Raw genomic sequence first — 23,433 nt, 5'->3', positions numbered from 1 at the left:
CGAGCTCAGATCACGGCCCCGTCGTCCCAGCCCGAGTCGTTCGGGGGGCCGTCGCCCATGCGGACGACCAGGGCCACGAAGCCGCCGATGAACGAGGCCACCGCCGCGAACACGATCCACGGATCCATCGGGAGCTTCAGCATCGCGGCCAGCAGCAGGTAGGCGGGCCCGCCGAACAGGGCCGTCCAGGCCACCCGGGTCACCAGGTCGGCCTTCGGCAGGGGCGGCGGAGGCGGCGGGATGTAGTGGTCGTGGTCGTCGGCCTCGGACGGTTCCTCGCGCGGCTCCTCGCGGGCCTCGTCGTCGAGCTCATCGAGCTCGTCGAGCTCCGCGGGCTTGGGCGCAGGCTCCTCGCCCTCCGGGACGTTCTCCCGGTCGGGCCATGGCCGGTCGGCCGGATCGTCTCCGGCGCTCTCGTTGAATGAGGCGACGATTTGACGCCAGACCTCGTCCTCGTCACTCTGCGGCGTCACATCGATCCCAGGTCACATGTCTTTGGTCAAGGGTACCGAGGCGTGCGCGCGGACGAAGTCGAGGCTCCCCGAGAAGATGAGCGGGGCGTCGTTGTCGAGCGTCGCCACGTGATAGCTGTTCACGCACTCCCGGATTTCCAGGTTCTCTCCCATTCTGTCGCGCAGGAACGCCACGCTGGCCTCTTTGACCACATGATCTTCCGGGGACCGGTAGACGAGCACCGGCTGGGTGATCTTCGACAGTTGCGACTGGGTGAGCCGCCAGAGCTTCGGCAGCGTGGCCGCCGCCCGCACCGGCGTGCGCGTGTACGCCAGCTCGGTCGCCCCCGCCTTCTTGATGTCGTTGGCCACCCCCGCCACCGAGGGCAGCACCCACTTGAGGACGGGCGCGAAGTTCAGCGCCGGGTTGTCGTTCACGACCGACGGGTTGACCAGCACCAGCCCCCGCACGGCGGGGCCGTGGACCTCGGCCAGCCGCAGGCCCATGCAGCCGCCCATCGACAGGCCCATCACGAAAACGTCCGCGCACTTCGACTTCAGCACCGTGAAGGCCCGGTCTATTTCGGCGTACCAGTCTTCCCAGCGGGTGCGGTTCATTTCCTGCCAGGTGGTTCCATGCCCCGGCAATCGGGGCAGTGAGACCGTCAGCCCGGCATCCGCGAGGTGTTCACCCCACGGGCGCAGCGACTGCGGCGTCCCCGTGAAGCCATGGCAGAGCAGCACCCCGACGGGTCCGCCCTCGTGATGGTAGGGCTCCGCCCCCGGCAACAACGGCATGGCACCTCCCGATGGGAAATATGCCCGATAGTCGCACGTTAAGCCGTAGTCGTGCGAGGGGAGTCGGCGTGGCAAGATGACACGAACAGATGGCACAGGCAATGCCGAGAGAAGGAGCCCTGAGTGTTCTACTGGGTGGTCAAGGCCATCCTCTGGCCCTTCCTCCACTTCGTCTTCCGCCCGTGGGCGGAAGGGGTGGACAACGTGCCCAAAGAGGGGCCGGTCATCCTGGCCGGAAATCACCTGTCGTTCGCCGACCACTTCTTCGGGGCGTTGTTCCTGCCCCGTAAGGTCATCTCCCTCGGCAAGTCCGACTACTTCACCGGTTCCGGCCTGAAGGGCCTGGTCAGCCGGGCGTTCTTCTCCGGGGTCGGCACCGTCCCGATCGACCGGTCGGGCGGCAAGGCCAGTGAGGCCGCGCTCAACACCGGCCTGCGGGTGCTGGGCGAGGACAACGTCCTGGGCATCTACCCCGAGGGCACCCGCTCGCCCGACGGCCGCCTCTACAAGGGCAAGACCGGGGTGGCCCGGCTCGCTCTGGAGTCGCGGGCGCCGGTCATCCCGTGGGCGATGGTCAACACGTTCGAGATGATGCCCCCCGGCCGGCTGATCCCCAAGCTCGGCATCCGTCCCGGCGTCCGCTACGGCAAGCCGCTCGACTTCTCGCGTTACTACGGGATGGAGAACGACTTCCACGTGCTGCGGGCGGTCACCGACGAGATCATGTACGCCCTCATGGAACTCTCCGGTCAGGAATACGTCGACAAGTACGCGGCCAGCGCGAAGGTCGAGATGGTCCGCGCCGCGAAGGCGGCCAGAGAAGGCCAGTAATCTACTTCGTAAAGGGCCCGGCTTCTCGAAGTCCGGGCCCTTTATCGTGTTCAGCGCTTCCAGAAGGGCTTCGGCTCCGGGCCGCCGCCCGCCAGCCGGGTCAGCACCTCCTCGGTCTTGGCCCACCCGCGCGCGAGGTCGAACTCGGGGCGCTCGGCCCATTCGAGCTCGCTGGCCAGCGCGGTCAGCTCGTGGTGCCCGCCGACCATCTGGGCGGCCACCCGCAACCGGCTCGCCAGGTCGGCCAGGTAGCGGCGGCGCTCGTCGTCGGGCCGTCCCTTCGCCTGGGCGAGCCGGGTCAGCTCACCCTTCAGCAGCGGCACGATCCCGCTCAGGTCGGTCTGCGGCGCCTGCTCCCGGCCCGGGTGCGGCATCATGCGGTCGGCCCCTCCGCCACCGCCGCCGAACGCCCGGCGCAGCCTGCCCGCGGCCTTGGGCGCCGGGGCCGAGCGCGGCGCCGGCATCGGCGGGGACATGGGCGGGGGCATGGGCGGGGGCATGGGCGGGGACATCGGCGCCGGCATCGGCGCGCCGGGTGCGGCGGGCGGCGGAGGCGGGGCGCTGAACCCGAGGCTGGCCTGGGCCATCATGGGCATCGCGCCGCCGGCGGCGGTCAGGTGCACGGGCGAGGCCGTCTCCCAGCCCGACGGGGTCTCCACCGGCTGGATCACCTGGTGCACGGGCGGGCCGTCGCCGACCACCCGCGCGTCGACCGCCACGAACGCGGTGAACCGGCAGAGCACCCCGAACGCCAGCGACGTCTCGACGATGCGCTGCTCCAGGGTGTGCTCGCCGATCGTGTACCGGTCTTCCAGCCGCCGCAGCTCGGCGCGCGCCCAGATCGCCCGGACGGCCGGGTTGGCCGTCTCCCGCGCGGTCACGGTCTGCGACCAAGGGGTGGCCGCCTGGCCGCGTACCGAGATCGAGGCCTTTCCGGACGCCGCCCGGTAGCGGCCCCAGGCGGTGAGCGGGACACCCGGGAACAGCGAGCCGACGTGGGTGACGCCGGAGACGGTCAGGCCCTCGGGGTGGAGGGTCACGTCGGTGACGAGGGGGGCGCCGATGCGGCGGTGGATGTGCTCCATCGCGGCGTCGAGACGGTCTTCGGACTCGACGAGCTCGCAGCGGCCGCCGCCGAGCAGCGCCAGGCGGCCGAGGAAACCGGCGTTGACCGCCTGGTCGATGCCGACCGTGTGGACACGGACGTCGCCGGTGAGGCGGGCGCCGACGCGTTCGATGATCTGGTCTTCGTTGCCGACCTGGCCGTCGGTGACCATGACCAGCACCCGGTCGCGGCCGGGGTCGGCCAGCAGGGTCAGCGCGGTCTCCAGCGGCTGGAGCATCTCGGTGCCGCCCCGGGCCTCCAGGCGGGCCAGGTGTTCGACCGCACGGTAGCGGGTGCGATCGGTCGCCTCGGCCAGGCCGGGGAACGGCTGCTCGACGACGTGGTCGAACGAGATCACCGCGAAGCGGTCGTCGGCGGTGAGGGTGTCGACGATCCGGGCGGCGGCCCGGCGGGCGGCCACCATCTTCCAGCCCGACATGCTGCCCGACCGGTCGAGCAGCAGCACCACGTCACGCGGGGTGCGCCGCCGCTCCACCTCGGGCGGCAGGACGGTCAGCGCGAACGTGCCCTCCTCGCCCTCGGCGTCGGGGGTGAGCGTGAGGGAGGTCGAGGCGGCGTAGCGGAGCCGGAGGATGAAGTCGCGGTCGAGCCGCTCGCCCGGCCGGACCGTGAGGGTGTCGCCCTCGCGGTCGACGTCGTGCAGGCTGCTCTGGATCTCGGTGATGTCCAGACCGGCCGGGTCGACGGTCGCGCTCAGGCCGAGGCGGACCGGGCTGGGGAAGCCGGGCAGCAGCACCGGCGGCGTGATCCGGGAGGCGTCGGGGACCGCGTCGGTGTCGGGTTCGACGCCGGGCCCGGCGGGCTCGCCGTCGAGGGGCGCGCCCGGGATGTAGCGCGGGGCCACGACCAGCGGGAAGCGGAACTCGGCCGCGCCGTCCTCGTAGGGGAGCGGCTGGCTCAGGTCGAGGTGGACGGTCACCCGCTCGCCCGGCACGATGTTGCCGACCCTGATGGCGAAGACGTCGGGCCGGTCCTCCTCGGCGATGGCGGCCCGCCTGCCCTCCTGGAGGGCCCGCGTGTAGTCGGCCCTGGCCTGGCCGCGCTCCTTGAGCACACCCTCGACCACGTGGCCGTCGGCCTCCATGCGGAACGCGGTGACGGCCGCACGCGGCGGCAGCGGGAAGACGTAGGTGGCTTCGAGGGGCACGTCGTGCGGGTTGCGGAACCCCTGCACGACCTCGACCCCGGCGGTGAGGGCCGAGATCGAAGCCCGGACGTCGACCGACTCCAGGGGCAGGTTGCCCTTCTCGGTCTCCAGGGCGCCGAACCCCGCGTCGGGAACCGGCAGCACCTCATCGGGCCTGATCGGCGTGATGGGAACGGTCATGACGGGATCCCTTCGGTGAGACCGAGCTCGGTCAGGAGGTCGATCAACGGCTGGGCGGCCAGCGTGACGGCCGCGTGTTCGTCGTCGGTGAGCGGACGGGGGAGCAGCAGCGCCGCCTCCGGGGTCAGGCTGATGCCGTGGAAAGCGGACGGGAAGATCGGGCGGGGCGGCGACGGGAGGGGCGGGGTGGCCCAGAACCGGGGCCGGGATTCCGCGAGCGCCGCCTTCGTGTCGGTGCCGGTGGCCTGCCGGCCCGCCGGACGACTGGACTCGCCGGAACCGGGGGCGGGAGCGTTGCGCGCGGGGTTCCCGGAGTTCGCGGCGCCGGAGGCGGGATCGCCGCCCCCGGCTCGTCCGGAGTCTCTGGCACCGGGGGTGGAACCGTTGCCGGCGTCACCCGGGAGCCTGGCCGTGCCGGCCGCGCCCGTGGCGAGTCCGGCGTCCTGCGCGCTCAGGTCCTGTGCGCTCAGGGAGGCCGCGCGCCCGCCCGCCAGTTCGGCGAGGCGGTCGTCGGTCGCGCCGAGGAGTTCGGTCTGGATGGCCGCGTTGGACGCCCCCTCGGCCTGGCGGCGCTTGACCGCCACCAGTTGCAGCAGGTGCCGCCTGCCGTAGAGGGCGATCCGGCCGCGGCGGGCGAGAGGCGGGTCGAGCAGGCCGATCGTCGTGTAATAGCGGATCAGGCGTTCGTTCGGCACGTCGCTGACCCGGCCGTTGGCGGGCGCCAGCCCGGCGAGCGCGGCGGTCGCGCGCTCGGCCAGTTCGGCGATGGTCCAGGTCTCGTCCATGCCTCCACAGTGACACTGTCACGATGACACTGTCAACTAGGGAATATGACTGATTCGTCCTCTGTTGTGCGGAATAGACCGACTTATGTAGGAGGGAGATCCGCTTTCATGGCTTCGATCACCAGCCTTCTGAGCGCGGAGGACAAGAAGGTCACAGCTGAGGCGCTTCAGGGGGCCCTCGTCGATCTGCTGGACCTGTCGTTGCTCGGCAAGCAGGCCCACTGGAACATCATCGGACGGTCGTTCCGTTCGCTGCACCTGCAACTCGACGAGATCGTCAGCCTGGCGCGCGACAGCGCCGACAGCGTGGCCGAGCGGGCCATCGCCGTCGGCGTCAACCCCGACGGCCGGGCGCGCACGCTGGCCGAGCACACGCACCTGCACCAGCTCGACCCCGGATACATCGAGGACGGCAAGGTCATCGCCGCGATGACCGACATCCTGGAGTCGATCGTGCGCCGCATGCGCGAGCGCATCGAGGCGACGGAGAAGAGCGACCTGCCGAGCCAGGACCTCCTGATCGGGATCACCCGCGAGCTGGAGAAGCAGCACTGGATGATCCAGGCCCAGCGCTGACCCCCGACTGAGACGGCCGCCGCGCCTGACGTGATTGGCTGGATCCTTTCAGGAGCGGCGGCGCCAACCTGGGTCACCGGGAACCGATGCCGCGGTCTTTCGAGGCCGCGGCATCGGTGTGTTCACAGCAGGCGTCTGGCCAGGTCGGTCACCGACGGCGGGGCGGCCAGCAGCACCTTCAGTGGCTCCCATCGCGGGCCCGGTTCCAGGCCCGCGTCGGTCAGGGCCTGCTCCCACCGGCCGCCGTCTCGGGCGGCCTCCTCCAGTCTCCCCAGCACGGTGCCGCCCGACAGACGCGACAGCAGGTGCGGCCAGCGGACCGTGAGGGCCGCCAGCTTCGCCACCTCGGCGTCGGAGGCGGCGCGTTCCCCGGCCAGCCGCTGGCGGTAGGTGACGAACGAGTAGAACCGGAAGACGTTCACATAACGCTTGAGCTCGCGCGGGTTCGACGCCGTCAGCACCGGCAGCGCCCCCCGGATCGCCCGGTAGGCGTTCTCGTCGCTGTAGAGGTCGTCGAACACCCGGTCGGCGGCCAGGCGGGTCTCCGCCCACAGGCCGCCGAGCGCCGAGGTCTCGCCCTCCGCCACGGCCACCGTGTCCTGGGCGGCGCGGGCCGCCTCGTCGAGGGTGTCGACCCGCGCGCCGGAGCCCCGGATCTGCCGCTCGATGCGGGCCACCATCGCCAGGTCGACCGACGGGCGGACCGGCGCGGCGACCGGCGCCCGGCGCTGGGCCGGGATGTCCATCAGGGCGCGCACGTATTCGGGCAGGCGGGCGTCCTCGTCGAGCAGCGGCACCCGCAGCGGGAGCTGCACGATCTTCTCCAGGAACCGCCAGCCGAGGTCCTCGCGCAGGTGGGCGGGCATGCTCTCGGCCAGGTCGCGGTAGGCCACCTCGACGTGCGCGGCCACCACCTCCGGCTCCATGGCCAGCACGAACACGCAGTTGGGGAACTCCCCGGCCAGGAACAGGTTGATCGCCTCGATCACCTGGGCGACCGCGCCCGACGAGCACCGGTCGAGGTCGTCCACGAAGACCACCAGGGGGCGCTCGGAGGTGGCGACCAGGTCGAGCACGTGGCCCATGTCGGTCTGGACGAGATGCAGGAAGCCCGTGCGCGCCCCGTAGCCCGGCCCGTCTCCGCTCAGCGGGTCGGGAGCCCGGACCAGGGACGCGAAGGCCGACTCAGCCGATTCGGTGAGGAAGCGCGCAAGACGTACAGAGGCCGCGAAGACCGCGGCCACCGCGCCACCCGAGGCGAGCGCGCCGGCCGCGCCGTGCAGGACCGGGAGCAAGGGGGCGGCCAGCAGGGACGCGCCCGACAGCAGCAGCGTCAACACCAGCCCCAGCAGCGCCGGGCCGAGCCGCATGAGCGCCAGGTGGTAGGCGCGGCGGCGGACCGCCTCGCGGTCGACGCGGGCCAGGTTCAGCCGCAACCAGAAGCGCTCCCGCTCGGTGCGGGGCAGCCGGTCGGTGATCTGGGTGATGATCTCGTGGGCCAGCCCGGCCCAGACCTGCTCGTCGTTCTGGTACATCCACGGGTTGAACCAGACCGTCGGACGCCAGCTCCCCGAGGCCGCCTCGACCGGCGCGGGCTCCCCGTCGGACTCCTTGGCGGCGGCGCGGACCTCGGCGTTGGTGACGCCCTCGGCGGCCCGGCTGCCCGGCCACAACCGGGCCAGCAGCCGGATCAGCCGGGCCGGCGGGCGCGCCGGGAGGCTGCGGGGCAGCCGCAACTCGCGGGCCTTGCCCGCCGGGGCGCCGGGGTCGAGTTCCTCCTGGATCATCCGCATCAGCGAGGTCTTGCCGGTGCCCCACGGGCCCTTGACCCCGATCGTCAGCGGCGGCCGGGTCTCGGCGTGCCGGATGAACGCGGCGATGGCCTCGGCGTAGACGCGGTGGCCGAGATGGTCGTCGACGGTCCACCGGTCGGGGGTCAGCCGCGCGCGGGGGCGGGTGGCCCGGCGGCGGGCCCGCCAGCGCCGCAGCGCGCCCGGCAGGGTGGCCCGCTCGTCGCCGTCGAGCCGGGCCCGGCCGAAGGCGGCCACCGCCGGGTGGCTGAACGGTTCACCCAGCAGGCCCCACTCGGCGAGCTCGGTGCGGCCCTTCCTGGTGCCGCCGAGCACCTCGGCCACCTCGCCGGTCAGCCGCTCTCCCTCGGCCAGCAGGCTGCCGCGCCGCAGCAGCAGTTGGGCCTCCGCCGACAGGTGCTCGTCGTAGATCCGGGCGACCGCCTGCTCGGCCGACTTCGGCCGGGGGCCGCCCAGCGTCGCGGCGGCCCGCTCGAACACCGTGGGCAGCGTGCCGGACACGGTGCCACGCACCGCCACCGCCACGTCGAGCGCCTCCGGCGAGGTCAGCAGATGGGGCAGGAACTCGGCGTGCTCGCCGAAGGCCGCCAGGGCGTGGGCCAGCAGGTCGGCGACCGAGACCACGCCGTCGCCGCCGAGGTCGGCGTCGAAGGTCAGCAGCCCGTCGGCGACCACCTCGGTCAGGGAGGGCGCCCCCGGCCGCACCTCCGCGCCGAGGGCCAGGCCCGTGGTCAGCGCCGCGGCGGCGATGCCCGGCGGGGTCAGCAGGGCGCTGACGGTCTGCTCGTCGGGTGAGGCGCTGCCGATCCACCCGAAGTCGACGATCATCAGCACGGCCGAGGCGGTGGTCTCGCCGACGGAGGCCCCGAACCGCTTCACCAGCGTCGCGAAGTCGGCCCCCGACCAGGTCGCGGTCGACGGCCAGCGCACTAGCAGCAGGTCACCCGGCCGGCCGGAGGCGAGGAAGGAGGCCAGCCGCTCGTGGTCGCGCCGGCCCGACGGGCAGGTCTCGACGGCGTAGCCGGACGACCTGAGGGCACTCGCGAGCCGGCGGCCCGGTGGATCCTGGTCGAGGAAGACGAGGGCGCGGCGCGAGGTGACCGCGGGCGCGAGCACGTCGCCGGGAGGAAGGGGCATGGCCGATCACTTTAGAAATGGTCCAGGTCTCCGCCGCCCGTGGTTTGGGCAAAGTTTTAGCCGGGGACCCGCGCCGATTCCCCGTAAGTTCACGTCGCTCGGTTCGACTGGCCCCGCCTGCCGCGCGTAGCGTGATTTGCGAGGGAGGTCACATGGTTGCCGGTTCGGGGAGGTTCGCGGCCCTGATGAGAACACCTGGAGATCCCGCCATCGAGCTGGCCGAGGGTTTCACCAGCCGCGTGGTCGGCCGCACGGGCGAACGGGTCGGCGGGCTCACCTGGCACCAGGCGCCCGACGACGGCGCGTGCTTCGCCGACGGCGACGGCTGGATCTACGTCTCCAACTCCGAGATCCCGCTCCTCGGCGGGGTGTCGGCGCTGAGGTTCGGCCCCGACGGGTCGATCCGCAGCGGCTACCGCATCCTGTCGGGCACCGACAGCAACCGGGCCGGGGGAGCGACGTCGTGGAACACGTGGTTGTCGTGTGAGGACACCGGCCGCGGCCGGGTCTTCGAGTGCGACCCCTACGGCCACTTCGCCGCCATGCCGCGCCTGGCCATGGGCCTGTTCCGGCACGAGAGCGCCGTCTGCGACGAGGCCGGCCAGGTGGTCTACCTGACCGAAGACCACCCCGAGGGGTGTTTCTACCGGTTCCGCCCCGACGACTGGGGCGACCTCACGACCGGGGTCCTGGAGGTCATGGTCGGCTCGGGCGCCGGGAAGGTGACCTGGACGCGGGTGCCCAACCCGGCCGCCACCGACGCGCCCACCCGCGACCAGGTCGAGGGCGCGGTGCGCTTCGAGCGGGCCGGGCGCTGCTCGACGTCGGGCGGCTTCTGCTACTTCTCGACCGACGACGACCGGGTGTGGTCGTACGACCCGGCGGCGGGCGAGCTCTCGGTCCTCTACGGGGCCGACCCGAGGCTGCTGGCCGGCGCGGGCGACCTGTTCGTCACGCGTGACGGCGGGATCAACATCATCGGCGACGACGGCGCGGTGACCCCGCTGCTGCGCGTCGGCGGGCCGGAGAAGACGATCACCGGCCTGGCGTTCTCCCCGGACGGGGAGCGCCTCTACTTCTCCTCCCGGGCGGGCGGGGTCACCTACGAGGTGACCGGTCCTTTCAAAGGCTCCGAGGGGGCCGAGGCGGCCCTCCGCGGTCGCTGACCCGGGTTCTCTTCAGGAGGCCGCCCCGGCGCGGGCCGAGGCCGCGTCCCTGATCGCGGCCTCCACCTTCTCGCGCAGGTCCTCGCTCACGGGGGCGTCGAGGGTGATGCGGCCGGGCGGCCCCGCCAGGGCGATGACCCGGGTGCCCAGAGTGGTCGCCTCGGTGACGTCGTGGGTGATGAACAGGACCGTCACCCCGGTGCTCCGCCACAGGTCCCGGATCTCTCCCTGCATGCGTTCGCGGGTGAAGGCGTCGAGGGCGCCGAAGGGCTCGTCCATCAGCAGGACCTTCGGCCGGGGCGCGAGCGCCCGCGCGATGGCGGCCCGCTGCCGCATCCCGCCGGACAACTCGTAGGGCTTCAGCCGGGCCGCGTTCTCGAGCCCGGTCATGGCCAGCAGTTCGGCGACGCGCTCCTTCCGGATGGCCTTGGGCAGCCGCCGCAGCCCGAAACCGATGTTCCCCGACACGGACAACCACGGGAACAACCGGGGCTGCTGGAACACCACGCCCCGCGAGGGCCCCGGCCCGGTCACCGGCGCCCCGTCGGCCAGCACGGTCCCGGCCGTCGGCGGCGCGAACCCCGCCACCAGGCTCAACAGCGTGCTCTTGCCGCAGCCGGACGGGCCGACCACGGTCAGGAACTCCCCGGCGGGGATGGCCAGGTCGACCGGCCCGAGCGCCGGGCGGTCGCGGTAGACCCGCGTCACCGCCCGGAGCTCGATCGCCGCCGGGGTCTCGTCGGCCCTGCGGTCAGGGGAGGGCATTGGGCAGCAGGCCCTTCTGGAAGACCGTCAGTTCCGGGACCGCGTCGAGCTGCTTCTGGCCCACCAGGAACTCCGCCGCGCTGCGCAGGTTCTCCGCCAGCTTGCCGGGCGCCTCCGCGGTGCCCAGGTAGTCGGGGGAGCGCTGCTCGGCGGCGTCGAGGAGGACGAGCTGGCCGAGCTGGCGGCCGGCCTCGGCGGGGTCGAGGTTGAGCTGGCGGCCGATGGCCGCCGCCGCTGCCGCCGGGTCGGTGCGGGTCAGCTTGACCGCCCGGTCCTGCTGCCTGAGCCACTCCTGGAGGATCTCGGGATGCTTGTCGGCGAATTCGTCGCGGACCACCGCCAGGTCGGCGGTGAGCTTGCCCTTCCCGGCCAGTTCGCGGCTGGTGGCCAGGACGGCGCCGTCCTTCTCCAGTTCGGCCAGGACCGGCGTCCAGACGTAGGCGGCGTCGATGTCGCCGCGCACCCACGCGGCCTGGATGTCCGGCGGCTGGAGGTCGATGACCTTGGCGTCGGTCACGCCGGCCTCCGCCAGGATCGCGAGGAGGCTGTAGTGGGCGGTCGACGCGAACGGGGTCGCGATCGTCTTCCCGGCCAGGCCGGCGACCGAGGTGATCTCCTTCTTGGCGACCAGGGCCTCGTTGTCGCCGATCACGTCGAAGATCCACGGCACCCGGTAGGGGATGCTGAGCGGCGCCGAGAGGCCGCGGGTCACCGGCGAGCTGCCGGCCAGGCCGATGTCGATCGCCCCCGCGATCATGGCCGTGTTGACGTCGCCGCCGGAGTCGAACTTGCTCCAGGTGATCTCGGTGTCCGGAAGCGCCTGCTCCAGCCACTTCTGGTCTTTCACGATGAGGTCGCCGTTGGGGATGAGCTGGTAGCCGATCCGCAGCGCGGTCCCGGCCGGTTCGTCGGCGGGGGCGGAGCAGGCCGTGGCCAGCAAAAGCAGCGCCGCTATGACGCGTTTCAAGGGGGGCTCCTTCAGATGTGACGGCCGCGCCAGGGCACGAGCCGCCGGTCGAGCGTTTGCAGCAGGTAGTCGATGAGCAGGCCGGACAGGCCGATGACGATGATCCCCAGCACGACGACGTCGGTCTGGTTGTAGCGCTGGGCGTCGCGGACCATCCCGCCGATGCCGGGCACGCCGTTGACGGTCTCGGCGGCCACGACGGTCGTGTACGCCACCCCGACCGCCACCCGCACCCCGGTCACGATCTCGGGCAGGGCGCTGGGCAGCACCACCCGGTAGGGGATCTCCCACGGGCGGGCGCCCAGCGAGCGGGCGGCGTTCAGGTAGTCGTCGTGCACGCCCCTGACGGCGTCGGCGGTGGCGACGGCCACGGGCGGCAGCGCCGCGAGCAGCAGCAGCCACACCTTGGGCTCCTCGCCGATGCCGAACCAGATGACGAGCAGGCTCAGGTAGGCCAGCGGCGGCAGCGTGCGCACGAAGGTGACCAGCGGGTTGAGCAGCGTGCGCAACACCGGGACGACCCCGATGAGCAGCCCGAGCACGATGCCGCCGCCGATGCCGTAGAGGCAGCCGAGGACGATCCGGCGCAGGCTGGCCAGCAGGTGACCGGCCAGGGTGTAACCGCTGTAGCCCTCGGTGGAGGTGCGCAGCAACTGGTCCCAGACCGCGACCGGTTCGGGCACGAACACCGGCGGCCAGATCTTCAGCCAGGCCACCACCTGCCAGACCGCGAGCAGGAAGAGGACGGCCCCGAGGCGCAGGGCGAGGTTCATCCGAGCAGCGGCAGCAGGAACTCGCCGGCCCGGATCGACTCCTCCAGGTGCGGCCAGCCCGACAGGATGAACTCGTCGAGGCCGAGGGCGGCGTACTCGCGGATCAGCCTCGCCACCTCGGCGTAGGACCCCACGAGCGCGGTTCCGGCGCCCTCGCGGACCAGCCCGACGCCCGCCCACAGGCCGGGGGAGATCTCCAGGTCGTCGGCGCTGCCGCCGTGCAGGCCGGCCATGCGGGACTGGCCGACGGAGTCCATGCGGGCGAATCGGGCCTGCGCGGCGGCGATCCGGTCGGGGTCCATGCCCGACAGCAGGCGCCGGGCGTACGCCCAGGCCTCCTCGGAGGTGTCGCGGGCGATGACGTGGAGGCGGATGCCGTAGCGCAGAGTGCGGCCGGTCTCGGCGGTGAGCTTGCGCATGCGCTCCAGGCGCTCGGCGATCATCGCCGGCGGCTCGCCCCACATCAGGTAGACGTCGGCGTGCCCGGCCGCGACCCGTTCGGCCGCCGGGGAGGCGCCGCCGAAGTAGATCTCCGGCGGGTTCGCCAGCGGCGTGGCCAGGCCCGCGTTCTCGACCCGGTAGTGGTCACCGGTGAAGGAGAAGGGTTCGCCCTCCCAGGTGCGGCGCAGCACGTGGAGGTATTCGGCGGTGCGGGCGTAGCGCTCGTCGTGGTTCAGGAAGTCGCCGTAGGCGCGCTGCTCGGCCGGGTCGCCGCCGGTGACGACGTTGAGGCGCAGCCGCCCGCCGCTGATCTCCTGGAACGCCTCGGCCTGCTGGGCGAGCAGGGTCGGCAGGGTGAAGCCGGGCCGGAAGGCGACCAGCAGGCCGAGCCGGTCGGTGCGGGCCGCCACGGCCGCGCAGGTGACGAGCGGGTCGGGGCAACCCAGGCCGACGGGGGTGAGCACGGCCTCGAAGCCGGCCGACTCGGACGCCTGGGCGACCTGGGTGAGATATCGCAGCGTGGGGTGCCGGACCGGCGCCGCGCCGGCCGCCACCGTGGTGGTCGCCGGGCGGACGTGGTGGCCGTCGCCCGAGGTCGGGAGGAACCAGTGGAACCGCATGCCGGGAGCATATTCCGCTAATTCCCATCAGTAAAGCGGGGAATATCGCGCTCCCAGATCTCGTCCGTGAAGCCGTCGGCCCGCTCGGTGCCGGTGACCTCGAATCCGGCCGCGCGGTAGATCCGCCGGGCGGAGGTCAGCACGTCGCGCGTCCACAACCGGATCCGCGCGTATCCGGCGTCGGCGGCGAAGCGCAGGCACTCCTCGACCAGCCGCGCGCCCACCCCGCGCCCGCGTGCCCACGGTTCGACGAGCAGCAGCCGCAACTGGGCCGTCTCGCCGTCGTTCCGGACGCAGAACACGCACCCCGCCGGGCGGCCGTCGACCTCGGCGATCCATCCGGCCTGGCCGGGGTCGTCGCGGGCGTCCAGGAAGTCGGCGCAGATCCGCGCCACCAGGGCCTCGAAGCCGGGCCCCCAGCCCTGCTCGCGGGCGTAGATCGCGCCGTGCCGCTGCACCACCCAGCCGAGGTCGCCGGGCCGGGGTGGCCGGATGACCACGGTGTCGCTCTTGGGCCCGCCGCCGAGGATCTCCCTGATCGCGGCCATGCTGCCCAGCAGGCGCGCGAGGTCGGCCCCGTCGAGCAGGCCGGCGACCTGGGCCGCCGACTTCTCGTCCAGATCCGTGTACGTCTTCCTCCCGGCCTCGGTGAGCGACACGACCTGGCGGCGGGCGTCGTGGCCGGCCCGTTCGCGGGTCACCATCCCGTCGGTCTCCAGCCGGGTCAGCAGGCGGCTGAGGTAGCCGGCGTCGAGGCCGAGCGCCCTGCGGATCTCCCCGGTCTCCATGGGGCGGGGGGTCTGGCCCAGTTCGTACAGGACCCTGGCCTCGGTCAGCGAATAGGGCGAGTCGTGCATGCCGGGACCGAGCACGCCGATGACCTCGGTGTAGAAGCGGTTGAACGCGCGGACCTCCGCGATGGCGTCCATTGCTCTCCTCAAGTAAATCGTTGACTCAGGCAACGATAGACCCGATGCGCTAGGGTTCGAAACCCCGCCAGCCTTCTCGAAGGAGCGACGTGAGCACGGTCTACATCGGGGGTTACACCCCCGACACCGGAGGGGCGGGGGCCGGTGTCACCGTCGCCGCCCGCGCCGGGACGGGCGCCCTCACCGAGGCCGGCACCGCCGCCGCCTCCGGCCCCTCGTTCCTCGCCGCCCACCCGACGCTCCCGATCCTCTACGCCGTCGGCGAGGCGGCCCACGGCACGATCACCGCCTTCACCGCGACGGCCGAGCCCGAGCGCCTGGCGACCCGGTCGAGCGGCGGAGACTCCCCGTGCCACGTGGCCGTGGCCGACCGCTGGCTGGCCGTGGCCAACTACGGCGACGGCACGGTGGCCCTCCACGCCCTCGACGACGAAGGCCTGTTCACCGGCCCGCCGCTGCTCTTCCCGGGCTTCGGCTCCGGCCCCGACCCCGACCGCCAGCGCGGCCCCCACGCCCACCAGGCCGTCTTCGTGTCCGGCGTCCTCTACGTCACCGACCTGGGCGCCGACCAGATCCGCCAGTGGCGGGTCCAGACCGAGGTCACCGAGCTCGAACCCCTCGTGCTCGCCCCCGGCACCGGCCCCCGCCACCTGGCCGGCGCTCCGACCGGCTGGTTCGTCACCGGCGAGCTCGACGGCCAGATCCACGCCTTCGACCCGAAATGGCACCCGACCGGCCAGTTCGCCGCGAGCGGCCGCGACAGCGCCAACTACCCCTCCCACATCCAGCTCCACCGCGACCGGCTCTATGTGGCCAACCGCGGCCCCAACACGATCAGCGTCTTCGACCCCGAGACGTTCAAGATGGTCGCCGAGGTCGACTGCGGCGGCGACTGGCCCCGCCACTTCGCGATCGACGGCGACGATCTCTACGTCGCCAACCAGCGTTCGGGCGGTGTGGTCCACTTCCGGCTGACGGGCGGCGTGCCGGAGCCGACCGGCCATGTGCTGGCCGTGCCGGCCCCGACCTGCGTCCTCCTCTAAGGGGCATCGGGTCTAAGGGGCATCGGGCAGCTTCTCGCAGAGCGGGTCACGCGCGGGTTTCTCGTCGGCGTCGAGCGGGCCGCAGCGGACCAGCGGGGGTGTCGGCTCCTCCTCGACCTTCATGATGGCGATCGCCTTGTCGACTGGGTCGTGCCGTTCGCCGTGGCCGAAGTCGATCACGCCGCTCGATCCGTTCCACGCCGACGGGCCCGACGTGCGGGCCAGGCGGTAGAGGACGTCGCCCCGGCTGGGCAGGTCGTCGCCCGGCCGGTAGGCGCGGTCGGCCGCCCGGTAGACGACGTCGACGGCGTCGTAGGTCAGGATCAGGTTGTCGTCGGCCGCGCCGGGGTGCGCGCCGTCGCGCAGCGCGGTGACGAAACCGGTCGGGTTGACGCCGACCCACATCTCCCGGCTGGCCAGGGCGGCGTGGTAGACCTCGGTCTGGGTCATCGCCGCGATCTCGGCCCGATGGTCGGCGACCACCCTGATCACGTCGTCGCCCGCGACCACCTTGAGCACCCCGGCGCCGCACGCGCTGCCGCCCTCCAGCGACTTCAGGAAGCCGACGAACTCGCGGGCGCGGCCGGCGTACATGAAGACGTCGGCCCCGCGGGCGCAGGCCGCGGCGACCGCGCCCGACATGCCCTCGCGCGAGACGCCGTAGGCGACCGGCGCGCCGACCTCGACGCCCTCGGCGGCGAGCGCCGCGGCGAAGTCGCCGGCCAGGTTGTTGGTGTAGGTGTCGTCGGCCGTTCCGTCCTGGACGATCACCGCGGTGTCCGCCCCGAGGGTGCGGCGGGCGAACCGGGCCGACAGGGTGGCCTCACGGAAGTTGGTGGGGCCGACCCGGAAGAAGTAGGGCGAGGGCCGGTCGCCGACGATCCCGAGGTCGTCGGCCGTGGCCGTGGTGGTCATCACGGGGATCTTGGCGGCGTCGAACCGCTCGACCGCCTGCTCGACCCCGCCGACGCTGCGGCCCAGGCCCACCACCCCGACCATGTGGGGGTCGTCGTCGGCCAGCCGCGCCACCAGGTCGGCGGCCCGGCCGCCGTGCACGAAGTTGTCGCCCGCGTTGACGATCAGGATGCGCAGCCGGAGCGGGTTCTGCAGGGTCCGCTGGTACTCCTCGGCGGCCGTCAGCTCGGAGACCATGCTGGGGAAGCGGGTGTCGTCCTGGGCGGTCTGCCGGACCGAGTACTCGCCGAACAGGGCCAGGGTGACGTACTGCTCCGACTCGACGGCGTAGGTGTTGTTGGCGTCGATCCGCCCGACCAGGTCGGCGATCGGCTTGGCGAACAGGCCGTCCGGGGCGGGTCCGGCGGCGTTGACCACGCCCACGCACTCGCCGCCCACGCGGTCGACGTAGGGGAGGCCGCCGCAGTGGGCGGCGCGTTCCGACAGGTTGACCACCACGAACCCGATGATCAGGCCGGGCAGCACCGCCAGCACGACCGCCCAGTAGATCCACGCCCGCGCCTGGTGGGCGATGGGCCGGAAGCGGTGGGGGACACCGGGATGGGCGGCGTGGTCGCCGGGGCCGATCACGAGCCGGACCGGCATCCGGCGGCCCCGGTGCTCCCGCCGCCAGGTCGCGACGTGGCCGGTGATGTCGGCGAGCGGGGTCGCCGCGATCGGCCGGGGATCGGCCAGCTCGGCGGGCACGGAGGCGACCACCACCACGGGCACCGGACGACCGGTCAGCGCGGCGGCGTCCTCCAGCAGCCGCAGGAACCGGGCGGTCACCCCGTGGGGGTCGGCGATCTGTAATCGCAGCAGGCAGTAGAGCCCGCGGCCCCAGCTCGGCCACGGGATGCGCCATTTCTTGTACGCCTGCCGCAGGTCCTCGCACATGGCGTTGACCGCCAGCCGTTCGATCTCCTCGGGCGTGGCGTTGGCCAGCCGCAGGGCGTACCAGGCGAGCCTCTCCCAGGGGTTGCGGCGCAGCACCGGCTGGCGGCGGAACCAGCCGTAGAAGAACCAGCCCCGGATCGTGGCGAAGCCCTGGCCGCCGATGCCGAGCACGGTCACCAGCGCGCCCAGCACCCACGGGATCACCCCGACCAGGTCGGTCGGCCCGGCCAGCAGCCAGACCACGATCGTGCCGATCGGCACCCAGGTCAGCGCGGCCCGGCCGATGAAGAAGTCGGCGACCAGGCGGAGCGAGGCGTCGGCGGGGCCGCGCCGGCGGTCGCGCAGCCGACGGCGGAACTCCTGGTAGCCCTCGTGGGACCGGGGTTCGGGCGCGTGGTGCTGCCCGGCGGCCCAGAGCACGAACTGGGCCAGCGGGAACCGGGGCGGCGGCAGGAACGAGCCGCCGACCGGCCGCCCGAGCTGGCCGCGCGGCCCGGCCAGCGCCGCCACCAGCGCGAGCACCGAGCCCTGCTCGCCGTCGCGGACCAGCGCGGTCGGCAGGTGGTCGACGAACGGGGCGGCCAGTTCGGCGACCACGGCGGGCCCGTCGTCGCCGGTCACCAGCACGACGGGCAACTGCTGGTCGCGCCGCCAGAACCAGGGGCGGCGCAGGAATCCGGCTAAATCGCCGCGAAGGTCGGCCGTCACCGCGTGGCCCACCCCCGCGACCGGCTCACCGCGCGCAGCCAGTCGTCGTAGGCGCGTTCGTCGCGGGGGCCGGGTTCGAACCGCTTGTCGAGCCGCCAGGTGTGCCTGAGCTCCTCGCGCGTCGACCACACCCCCGCGCCCAGGCCGGCCAGGAACGCCGCGCCGAGCGCGGTCGTCTCCTGGACGACCGGGCGCTCGACCGGGATGCCGAGCTGGTCGGCCTGGACCTGCATGAGCAGGTCGTTGGCGCTGCCGCCGCCGTCGGCCTTGAGCACGGTCACCTCCCCGGACATGGTGGCCACGATGTCGCGCACCTCGTAGGCGATCGCGTCGAGGGTGGCACGGGCCAGGTGGGCCTTGGTCGTCCCCCGCGTGAGGCCGGTGATCGTGCCCCGGGCGTCGGGATCCCAGTGCGGCGCCCCGAGGCCGGTGAGCGCGGGCACGAACACCACGCCGCCCGCGTCGGGCACCGAGCGGGCCAGCTCCTCCGACTCGGCGGCGGTGCCGATCAGGCCGAGCCCGTCGCGCAGCCACTGGACCGCCGCGCCGGTCACGAAGATCGCGCCTTCGAGGGCGTAGGTCAGCTCGCCGGAGGGCTCCTGCCAGGCGACCGTGGTCAGCAGGCCCGCGTCCGAAGCCACCGCCTCGCGGCCGGTGTTGACCAGGACGAACGAGCCGGTCCCGTACGTGCACTTGACGTCGCCGACCTCGAAGCAGGTCTGGCCGAACAGGGCCGCCTGCTGGTCGCCGGCCATGCCGCTGACCGGCAGGTCGAGGCCGAGGAAGTGGGCGGGATCGGTGCGGGCGATCTCGCCGTAGTTGGGCACCACCTCGGGCAGCGCGTCGATCGGCACCCCGAACAGGTCGCACAACTCGGGCGACCAGGCGCCCGCGTGGATGTCGTAGAGAAGGGTGCGGGAGGCGTTCGACGGGTCGGTCACGTGGCGGGCGCCGCCGGTCAGCCGGGCCACCAGGTAGCTGTCGACCGTCCCGATCGCCAGGTCCTTCGCCGCCCAGGCCTCGGGGTCGTGCTCGGCCAGCCAGGTCAGCTTGGTGCCGGTGAAGTAGGGGTCGAGCCGCAGGCCGGTGAGTTCGCTCACACGGGGTTCGTGACCTTCGTCACGAAGACGGGCGCAGATGCCGGAGGACCTGCGGTCTTGCCAGACAATGGCATGACGCGGCGCGTCGAGGGTGGTGGCGTTCCAGAGCACCGCCGTCTCGCGCTGGTTGGTCAGGCCGACGCACCGCACAGTGGTGCTTGCCCTGGCCAGAGCGGTGCGGCAGGCTGCGAGCGTCGCGCGCCAGATGTCGTCGGGCGCGTGCTCGACCCATCCGGGTTCCGGGAACCGTTGCTCGAACTCCTGGTACCCGCGCGAGTCGATGTGGCCGTCCTCACCCACCACGAGTGCGGTCACACCGGTCGTACCAGCGTCTATCGCCAAAACCGCCACGGCGCCTCACTTTTTGGTCTAGACCATTGTTGCGCCGTCACGGCAGAATGCCACCGTCGGCGTCCAGACACAGTCTGGCCGCGCTATCTCATATGGAGGAACCCGACATGCGTATTGGAGTGCTCACCGGCGGCGGCGACTGCCCCGGTCTGAACGCCGTGATCCGGGCCGTGGTCCGCAAGGGCGTCACGGTCTACGGTCACGAGTTCGTGGGGTTCCGCGACGGCTGGCGCGGCCCGCTCGAGGGCGAGACGATGCCCCTCGACGTTCAGTCCGTGCGCGGCATCCTGCCGCGCGGTGGCACCATCCTTGGCTCCTCGCGCACCAACCCGATCAAGATCGAGGGTGGCGTCGAGCGCATCAAGGAGAACCTTGCCGCGCAGGGCGTCGACGCCCTGGTCGCCATCGGCGGTGAGGACACCCTTGGCGTCGCCAAGCAGCTCTTCGACCGTGGCGTGAACGTCGTGGGCGTGCCGAAGACGATCGACAACGACCTCAACGCGACCGACTACACCTTCGGTTTCGACACCGCGGTGAACATCGCGATGGAGGCCATCGACCGCCTCCACACCACCGCCGAGTCCCACCACCGCGCCCTGATCTGCGAGGTCATGGGCCGCCACGCCGGCTGGATCGCGCTGCACGCCGGCATGGCCGCCGGGGCCAACGTCATCCTGATCCCCGAGAAGCCGTTCGACATCGACAAGGTCTGCGAGTACGTCGAGTCGCGCTTCAAGACCCGCTACGCCCCGATCATCGTGGTCGCCGAGGGCGCCCACCCGGTCGACGGCCAGATGGAGCTGCAGGCCGGCGAGCTCGACGCGTTCGGCCACGTCCGCCTCGGCGGCATCGGCGACCGTCTCGCCCAGGAGATCGAGAAGCGCACCGGCAAGGAGGCCCGCACCACGGTCCTCGGCCACATCCAGCGCGGCGGCACCCCGACCGCCTACGACCGCGTGCTGGCCACCCGCTTCGGCCTCGCCGCGATCGACGCCGTCCACGAGGGCGACTTCGGCAAGATGGTCGGCCTCCAGGGCACCGAGATCGTGCGCAACGGCCTCGACGCCGCGACGGCCGAGCTCAAGACCGTGCCCGTCCACCGCTACGCCGAGGCCGAGGTCTTCTTCGGCTAAAGACCCTCGACGCGCCGCGCGGGGTTCACCTGCGCGGCGTGAACAGGTCGTCGCCGTCCTGCCGGCGCTGCGGCGCGGGCGGGGGCGGCGTCGCCGGGGTGTTCCCGCGGTGCCGCAGGCGCTCCAGCAGCTCGCTGTCCTCGCGCATCTCGCGGGCCGAGGGCGAGAGCAGGATCGCGAGCAGCAGGCCCACGGTGATCAGGCTGATGCCGGCGATGAGCGGCAGCAGGAAGTCCATGGCCCTGGCGCCCTGGGGGACGTTGTCGCCGGGGGCGACACTGAGGCCGTACATGCCGGTGTAGTGCATGCCCGTGACGGCCACCCCCATCATGAGGGCCGCGCCGGTGGTGGCCAGCGGGCCCTCGACCTTCAGGGTGAACCAGAGGGCGACGGTGGCCGCGACGATCGCGATCAGCACCGAGAGCGCCACCATCACCGGGTCGTAGGTCAGGGTGCCCGACATGCTCATCGCGAACATGCCGATGTAGTGCATGGCGCCGACGCCGGTGCCGGCCAGCAGGCCGCCGGCGAGCAGGCGCGGCAGTCCGTCGCCCCGCGAGACGACGTGGAGCCCGCCGTAGACGACGGCGACCGCCACGACCGCCGAGATCGTGGTCAGCCCGACGTCGAAGCGGATCTCGCTGTTCACGTCGAAGCCCATCATGGCGATGAAGTGCATGACCCAGATGCCGGTGCCGCCGATGGCCAGCGCGCCCCCGGCCAGCCAGCGGTAGCGGGAGGCGCCCTGCGCCGAACGTGCCCTGGCCGTGAGGATGAGGCCGAGCAGTGAGCCGACGACGGACATCAGGTAGGCGAGGAGAGGAGTCCACGCTCCGTGCGAGAAGTGATTGATATGGGACATGCGTTCTCCTCGTTGTGGTTGCAACAAAATTATTGCATCGCTCCATCTGGGGACTTTGTCCGGTTCAAGGGTTCATGTGACGTTCGTTAGGTAGTCGTACGATGACCGAAATGACCATCGAGACGCCCTTCTGGCGGGCGATCGCCGTCTACCGGTTCTGCTCCCTCGGCTACGCCGCCGTGCTGGTGATCGAGGCCGACGGTTACGGCAACCCGGGGCCCGCCTGGTCGGTGCTGGTCCTCATGACCGCCTGGACGGTGTTCGCCACCTACGCCTACTCCCGCGAGCGCCTGCGCGGCTGGCCGCTGCTGACCGCCGACCTCCTCGTCACCGCCGCCTGCCTGCTGTCGTCGGTCTGGGTCCAGGGGTTCGACGGCCCGCGCGGCGCCATGCCGATCACCGCGACCTGGGTGGCCGCCCCGGTGGTCGCCTGGGCCGTCTACGCGGGCCGCCGCGCGGGCGCCGCCGCCGCGGCGGTCATCGCGGCGCTGGACGTGTGGCTGCGCGGGGTCGGCGTGCTCGACCTGAACACCGTCCCGGTCAACGGCGCGGTCCTGCTGTTCCTCGCCGGCGTCGTGATCGGCCACGTCGCCCGGCTGGCCAAGCAGGCCGAGGCCCGCATGCAGCGGGCGGTCGAGATCGAGGCGGCCGGACGCGAACGCGAACGCCTGGCGCGCGGCATCCACGACTCGGTCCTGCAGGTCCTCGCCCTGGTCCAGCGCAGGGGCGCCGAGATCGGGGGAGAGGCGGCCGAGCTGGGCCGCCTGGCGGGCGAGCAGGAGGCCGTGCTGCGCGAGCTGGTCAGGACCGCGCCCCGGCCCCCCGCCGCCGAGTCGGCCGACCTCAACGACGCGCTGCGCCGCCACGCCTCGGCCGCGGTCACCGTCGCCACCCCCGCGACCCCGGTCGACCTGCCCGCCCGCACCGTCGAGGAGTTGTCGGCCGCCGTCGGCAACGCGCTCGACAACGTGCGCCGGCACTGCCCCGAGGGGACCAGGGCGTGGATCCTCGTCGAGGCCGAGGACGGCGAGGTGACGGTGACCGTCCGCGACGACGGCCCCGGCATGCCGGAGGGCCGCCTGGAGGAGGCCGAGCGGCGGGGCCGCCTGGGCGTCTCGCAGTCGATCAGGGGCCGGGTGGCCGCTCTGGGCGGCCGGGTCACGATCGCCTCCTCCCCTGATGGCACCGAGATCGAGATGGTTATCGTGGCGCCATGAGCGTGCGCGTCATGGTCGTCGACGACCACCCGATGTGGCGGGAGGGCGTGGCCCGCGACCTCGCCGAGGCCGGCTACGAGATCGTGGCGACCTGCGGCGAGGGCCGCCAGGCGCTGCGGGTCGCGGCGGCCGTGCGGCCCGACGTGGTCGTGCTCGATCTCCAGTTGCCCGACCTGCGCGGGGTCGAGGTGGCCCGGGGCCTGGGGGCCTCGGAGCACCCGCCGAAGGTGCTGGTGTTGTCGGCCAGCGCCGAGCACGACGACGTGCTGGAGGCGGTGAAGGCGGGCGCGTCGGGCTACCTGGTGAAGTCGGCGAGCCAGGCCGACTTCCTGGAGGCCGTGGCCCGCACCGCCCAGGGCGACGCCGTCTTCACGCCGGGCCTGGCCGGGCTGGTGCTGGGGGAGTACCGCCGTCTGGCCGCCCAGCCGAAGGCCGCCGAGGAGGGTCCCCGGCTGACCGACCGGGAGACCGAGGTGCTGCGGCTGGTGGCGAAGGGGCTGTCGTACAAGCAGATCGCCGAACGGCTCGTGTTGTCGCACCGGACGGTCCAGAACCACGTGCAGAACACCCTGAGCAAGCTTCAGCTCCACAACCGCGTCGAGCTGGTCCGCTACGCGATCGAAAAAGGTCTGGCGGACCTCGACTAGAGTTAAAAGGTTCCCGC

At 72.5% G+C, this 23,433-nt stretch carries 20 protein-coding genes; 7 read left to right on the top strand and 13 right to left on the bottom strand.

What is annotated here, in order from left to right; translation table 11 throughout:
• Positions 1–5: 5 nt before the first annotated feature.
• Positions 6–473 (bottom strand): hypothetical protein, encoded by a 468-nt coding sequence (locus tag AW273_RS22730; RefSeq protein WP_062351455.1) that lies wholly within the window; start codon positions 471–473, stop codon positions 6–8.
• Positions 474–485: 12 nt separating this feature from the next.
• Positions 486–1,250, bottom strand: coding sequence for an alpha/beta hydrolase (locus AW273_RS22725; RefSeq protein ID WP_062351452.1), 765 nt, complete (start codon positions 1,248–1,250; stop codon positions 486–488).
• A gap of 123 nt (positions 1,251–1,373) precedes the next feature.
• On the opposite strand from AW273_RS22725, the gene AW273_RS22720 reads away from it, so the two are divergent.
• Complete coding sequence (locus AW273_RS22720; protein WP_062351449.1) at positions 1,374–2,081, top strand: lysophospholipid acyltransferase family protein; 708 nt, start codon at positions 1,374–1,376, stop codon at positions 2,079–2,081.
• A 50-nt stretch (positions 2,082–2,131) separates the two neighbouring features.
• On the opposite strand, the gene AW273_RS22715 is transcribed toward AW273_RS22720, so the two are convergent.
• On the bottom strand, positions 2,132–4,534 hold the full coding sequence (locus tag AW273_RS22715) for a VIT domain-containing protein (RefSeq protein WP_062351447.1): 2,403 nt from the start codon (positions 4,532–4,534) through the stop codon (positions 2,132–2,134).
• Positions 4,531–5,319, bottom strand: coding sequence for a MerR family transcriptional regulator (locus AW273_RS36485; RefSeq protein ID WP_083949956.1), 789 nt, complete (start codon positions 5,317–5,319; stop codon positions 4,531–4,533). The genes AW273_RS22715 and AW273_RS36485 overlap by 4 nt, the downstream gene beginning before the upstream one ends.
• Positions 5,320–5,427: 108 nt before the next feature.
• On the opposite strand from AW273_RS36485, the gene AW273_RS22705 reads away from it, so the two are divergent.
• A complete protein-coding gene (locus AW273_RS22705; RefSeq protein ID WP_062351444.1) occupies positions 5,428–5,895 on the top strand; it encodes a Dps family protein in 468 nt (155 codons plus the stop codon).
• A gap of 122 nt (positions 5,896–6,017) precedes the next feature.
• On the opposite strand, the gene AW273_RS22700 is transcribed toward AW273_RS22705, so the two are convergent.
• Positions 6,018–8,843 carry a KAP family P-loop NTPase fold protein gene (locus AW273_RS22700; RefSeq protein WP_062351441.1) on the bottom strand — a complete coding sequence of 942 codons (2,826 nt, stop codon included), beginning with the start codon at positions 8,841–8,843 and terminating at the stop codon, positions 6,018–6,020.
• A 185-nt stretch (positions 8,844–9,028) separates the two neighbouring features.
• Between AW273_RS22700 and AW273_RS22695 the strand changes: the two genes are divergently transcribed.
• On the top strand, positions 9,029–10,009 hold the full coding sequence (locus AW273_RS22695) for an alkaline phosphatase PhoX (protein ID WP_232327549.1): 981 nt from the start codon (positions 9,029–9,031) through the stop codon (positions 10,007–10,009).
• 12 nt (positions 10,010–10,021) lie between these two features.
• Here AW273_RS22695 and AW273_RS22690 read toward each other — a convergent pair whose 3' ends face one another.
• The 5 genes from AW273_RS22690 to AW273_RS22670 are packed head-to-tail and all read right to left on the bottom strand — an operon-like array spanning position 10,022 to position 14,504.
• On the bottom strand, positions 10,022–10,774 hold the full coding sequence (locus AW273_RS22690) for an ABC transporter ATP-binding protein (protein ID WP_062351435.1): 753 nt from the start codon (positions 10,772–10,774) through the stop codon (positions 10,022–10,024).
• Positions 10,761–11,741 carry a taurine ABC transporter substrate-binding protein gene (locus tag AW273_RS22685; RefSeq protein ID WP_157556045.1) on the bottom strand — a complete coding sequence of 327 codons (981 nt, stop codon included), beginning with the start codon at positions 11,739–11,741 and terminating at the stop codon, positions 10,761–10,763. Before AW273_RS22685 ends, AW273_RS22690 begins: the two co-directional genes overlap by 14 nt.
• An 11-nt stretch (positions 11,742–11,752) precedes the next feature.
• Entirely contained in the window at positions 11,753–12,514 is a 762-nt protein-coding gene (locus AW273_RS22680; RefSeq protein WP_062351433.1) for an ABC transporter permease, read from the bottom strand.
• Positions 12,511–13,575 carry an LLM class flavin-dependent oxidoreductase gene (locus tag AW273_RS22675; protein WP_062351430.1) on the bottom strand — a complete coding sequence of 355 codons (1,065 nt, stop codon included), beginning with the start codon at positions 13,573–13,575 and terminating at the stop codon, positions 12,511–12,513. Before AW273_RS22675 ends, AW273_RS22680 begins: the two co-directional genes overlap by 4 nt.
• A 17-nt stretch (positions 13,576–13,592) precedes the next feature.
• Complete coding sequence (locus tag AW273_RS22670) at positions 13,593–14,504, bottom strand: bifunctional helix-turn-helix transcriptional regulator/GNAT family N-acetyltransferase (protein WP_062351427.1); 912 nt, start codon at positions 14,502–14,504, stop codon at positions 13,593–13,595.
• A gap of 89 nt (positions 14,505–14,593) precedes the next feature.
• On the opposite strand from AW273_RS22670, the gene AW273_RS22665 reads away from it, so the two are divergent.
• Entirely contained in the window at positions 14,594–15,547 is a 954-nt protein-coding gene (locus tag AW273_RS22665) for a lactonase family protein (protein ID WP_063910068.1), read from the top strand.
• Positions 15,548–15,559: 12 nt separating this feature from the next.
• Here AW273_RS22665 and AW273_RS22660 read toward each other — a convergent pair whose 3' ends face one another.
• Together AW273_RS22660 and AW273_RS22655 are read right to left on the bottom strand one after the other, a co-directional pair.
• The gene (locus AW273_RS22660; protein ID WP_157556043.1) at positions 15,560–18,106 is read right to left on the bottom strand and encodes an ABC transporter substrate-binding protein; all 2,547 of its coding nucleotides are present in this window, start codon (positions 18,104–18,106) and stop codon (positions 15,560–15,562) included.
• Entirely contained in the window at positions 18,103–19,557 is a 1,455-nt protein-coding gene (locus AW273_RS22655) for an FGGY family carbohydrate kinase (protein WP_062351421.1), read from the bottom strand. The genes AW273_RS22660 and AW273_RS22655 overlap by 4 nt, the downstream gene beginning before the upstream one ends.
• Before the next feature lie 107 nt (positions 19,558–19,664).
• Between AW273_RS22655 and AW273_RS22650 the strand changes: the two genes are divergently transcribed.
• Positions 19,665–20,690, top strand: a complete 1,026-nt coding sequence (locus AW273_RS22650; protein ID WP_062351418.1) for a 6-phosphofructokinase — start codon at positions 19,665–19,667, stop codon at positions 20,688–20,690.
• A 25-nt stretch (positions 20,691–20,715) separates the two neighbouring features.
• Here AW273_RS22650 and AW273_RS22645 read toward each other — a convergent pair whose 3' ends face one another.
• Positions 20,716–21,552 carry an MHYT domain-containing protein gene (locus AW273_RS22645; protein WP_062351415.1) on the bottom strand — a complete coding sequence of 279 codons (837 nt, stop codon included), beginning with the start codon at positions 21,550–21,552 and terminating at the stop codon, positions 20,716–20,718.
• A 110-nt stretch (positions 21,553–21,662) separates the two neighbouring features.
• On the opposite strand from AW273_RS22645, the gene macS reads away from it, so the two are divergent.
• Positions 21,663–22,769: a MacS family sensor histidine kinase gene (gene macS, locus AW273_RS22640; RefSeq protein WP_062351411.1), complete on the top strand. Its 1,107-nt coding sequence runs from the start codon at positions 21,663–21,665 to the stop codon at positions 22,767–22,769.
• Complete coding sequence (locus AW273_RS22635; RefSeq protein WP_062351398.1) at positions 22,766–23,416, top strand: response regulator; 651 nt, start codon at positions 22,766–22,768, stop codon at positions 23,414–23,416. Before macS ends, AW273_RS22635 begins: the two co-directional genes overlap by 4 nt.
• Positions 23,417–23,433 lie beyond the last annotated feature (17 nt).

Origin of the sequence: Herbidospora yilanensis, assembly GCF_001570565.1 — a bacterium.
Taxonomy (GTDB): Bacteria; Actinomycetota; Actinomycetes; order Streptosporangiales; family Streptosporangiaceae; genus Herbidospora; species Herbidospora yilanensis.
The sequence above is the reverse complement of the archived record's forward strand: the minus strand, read 5'-3'. Positions and strand labels throughout refer to the sequence as shown.

Excerpts from the sequence above, each read along its gene's own strand:
- AW273_RS22680 (WP_062351433.1), bottom strand. The coding sequence starts at position 12,514 with ATGAACCTCGCCCTGCGCCTCGGGGCCGTCCTCTTCCTGCTCGCGGTC.
- AW273_RS22650 (WP_062351418.1), top strand. The coding sequence starts at position 19,665 with ATGCGTATTGGAGTGCTCACCGGCGGCGGCGACTGCCCCGGTCTGAAC.
- AW273_RS22690 (WP_062351435.1), bottom strand. The coding sequence starts at position 10,774 with ATGCCCTCCCCTGACCGCAGGGCCGACGAGACCCCGGCGGCGATCGAG.
- AW273_RS22670 (WP_062351427.1), bottom strand. The coding sequence starts at position 14,504 with ATGGACGCCATCGCGGAGGTCCGCGCGTTCAACCGCTTCTACACCGAG.
- AW273_RS22725 (WP_062351452.1), bottom strand. The coding sequence starts at position 1,250 with ATGCCGTTGTTGCCGGGGGCGGAGCCCTACCATCACGAGGGCGGACCC.
- macS (WP_062351411.1), top strand. The coding sequence starts at position 21,663 with ATGACCATCGAGACGCCCTTCTGGCGGGCGATCGCCGTCTACCGGTTC.
- AW273_RS36485 (WP_083949956.1), bottom strand. The coding sequence starts at position 5,319 with ATGGACGAGACCTGGACCATCGCCGAACTGGCCGAGCGCGCGACCGCC.
- AW273_RS22645 (WP_062351415.1), bottom strand. The coding sequence starts at position 21,552 with ATGTCCCATATCAATCACTTCTCGCACGGAGCGTGGACTCCTCTCCTC.
- AW273_RS22705 (WP_062351444.1), top strand. The coding sequence starts at position 5,428 with ATGGCTTCGATCACCAGCCTTCTGAGCGCGGAGGACAAGAAGGTCACA.
- AW273_RS22675 (WP_062351430.1), bottom strand. The coding sequence starts at position 13,575 with ATGCGGTTCCACTGGTTCCTCCCGACCTCGGGCGACGGCCACCACGTC.
- AW273_RS22695 (WP_232327549.1), top strand. The coding sequence starts at position 9,029 with ATGAGAACACCTGGAGATCCCGCCATCGAGCTGGCCGAGGGTTTCACC.
- AW273_RS22700 (WP_062351441.1), bottom strand. The coding sequence starts at position 8,843 with ATGCCCCTTCCTCCCGGCGACGTGCTCGCGCCCGCGGTCACCTCGCGC.
- AW273_RS22715 (WP_062351447.1), bottom strand. The coding sequence starts at position 4,534 with ATGACCGTTCCCATCACGCCGATCAGGCCCGATGAGGTGCTGCCGGTT.
- AW273_RS22635 (WP_062351398.1), top strand. The coding sequence starts at position 22,766 with ATGAGCGTGCGCGTCATGGTCGTCGACGACCACCCGATGTGGCGGGAG.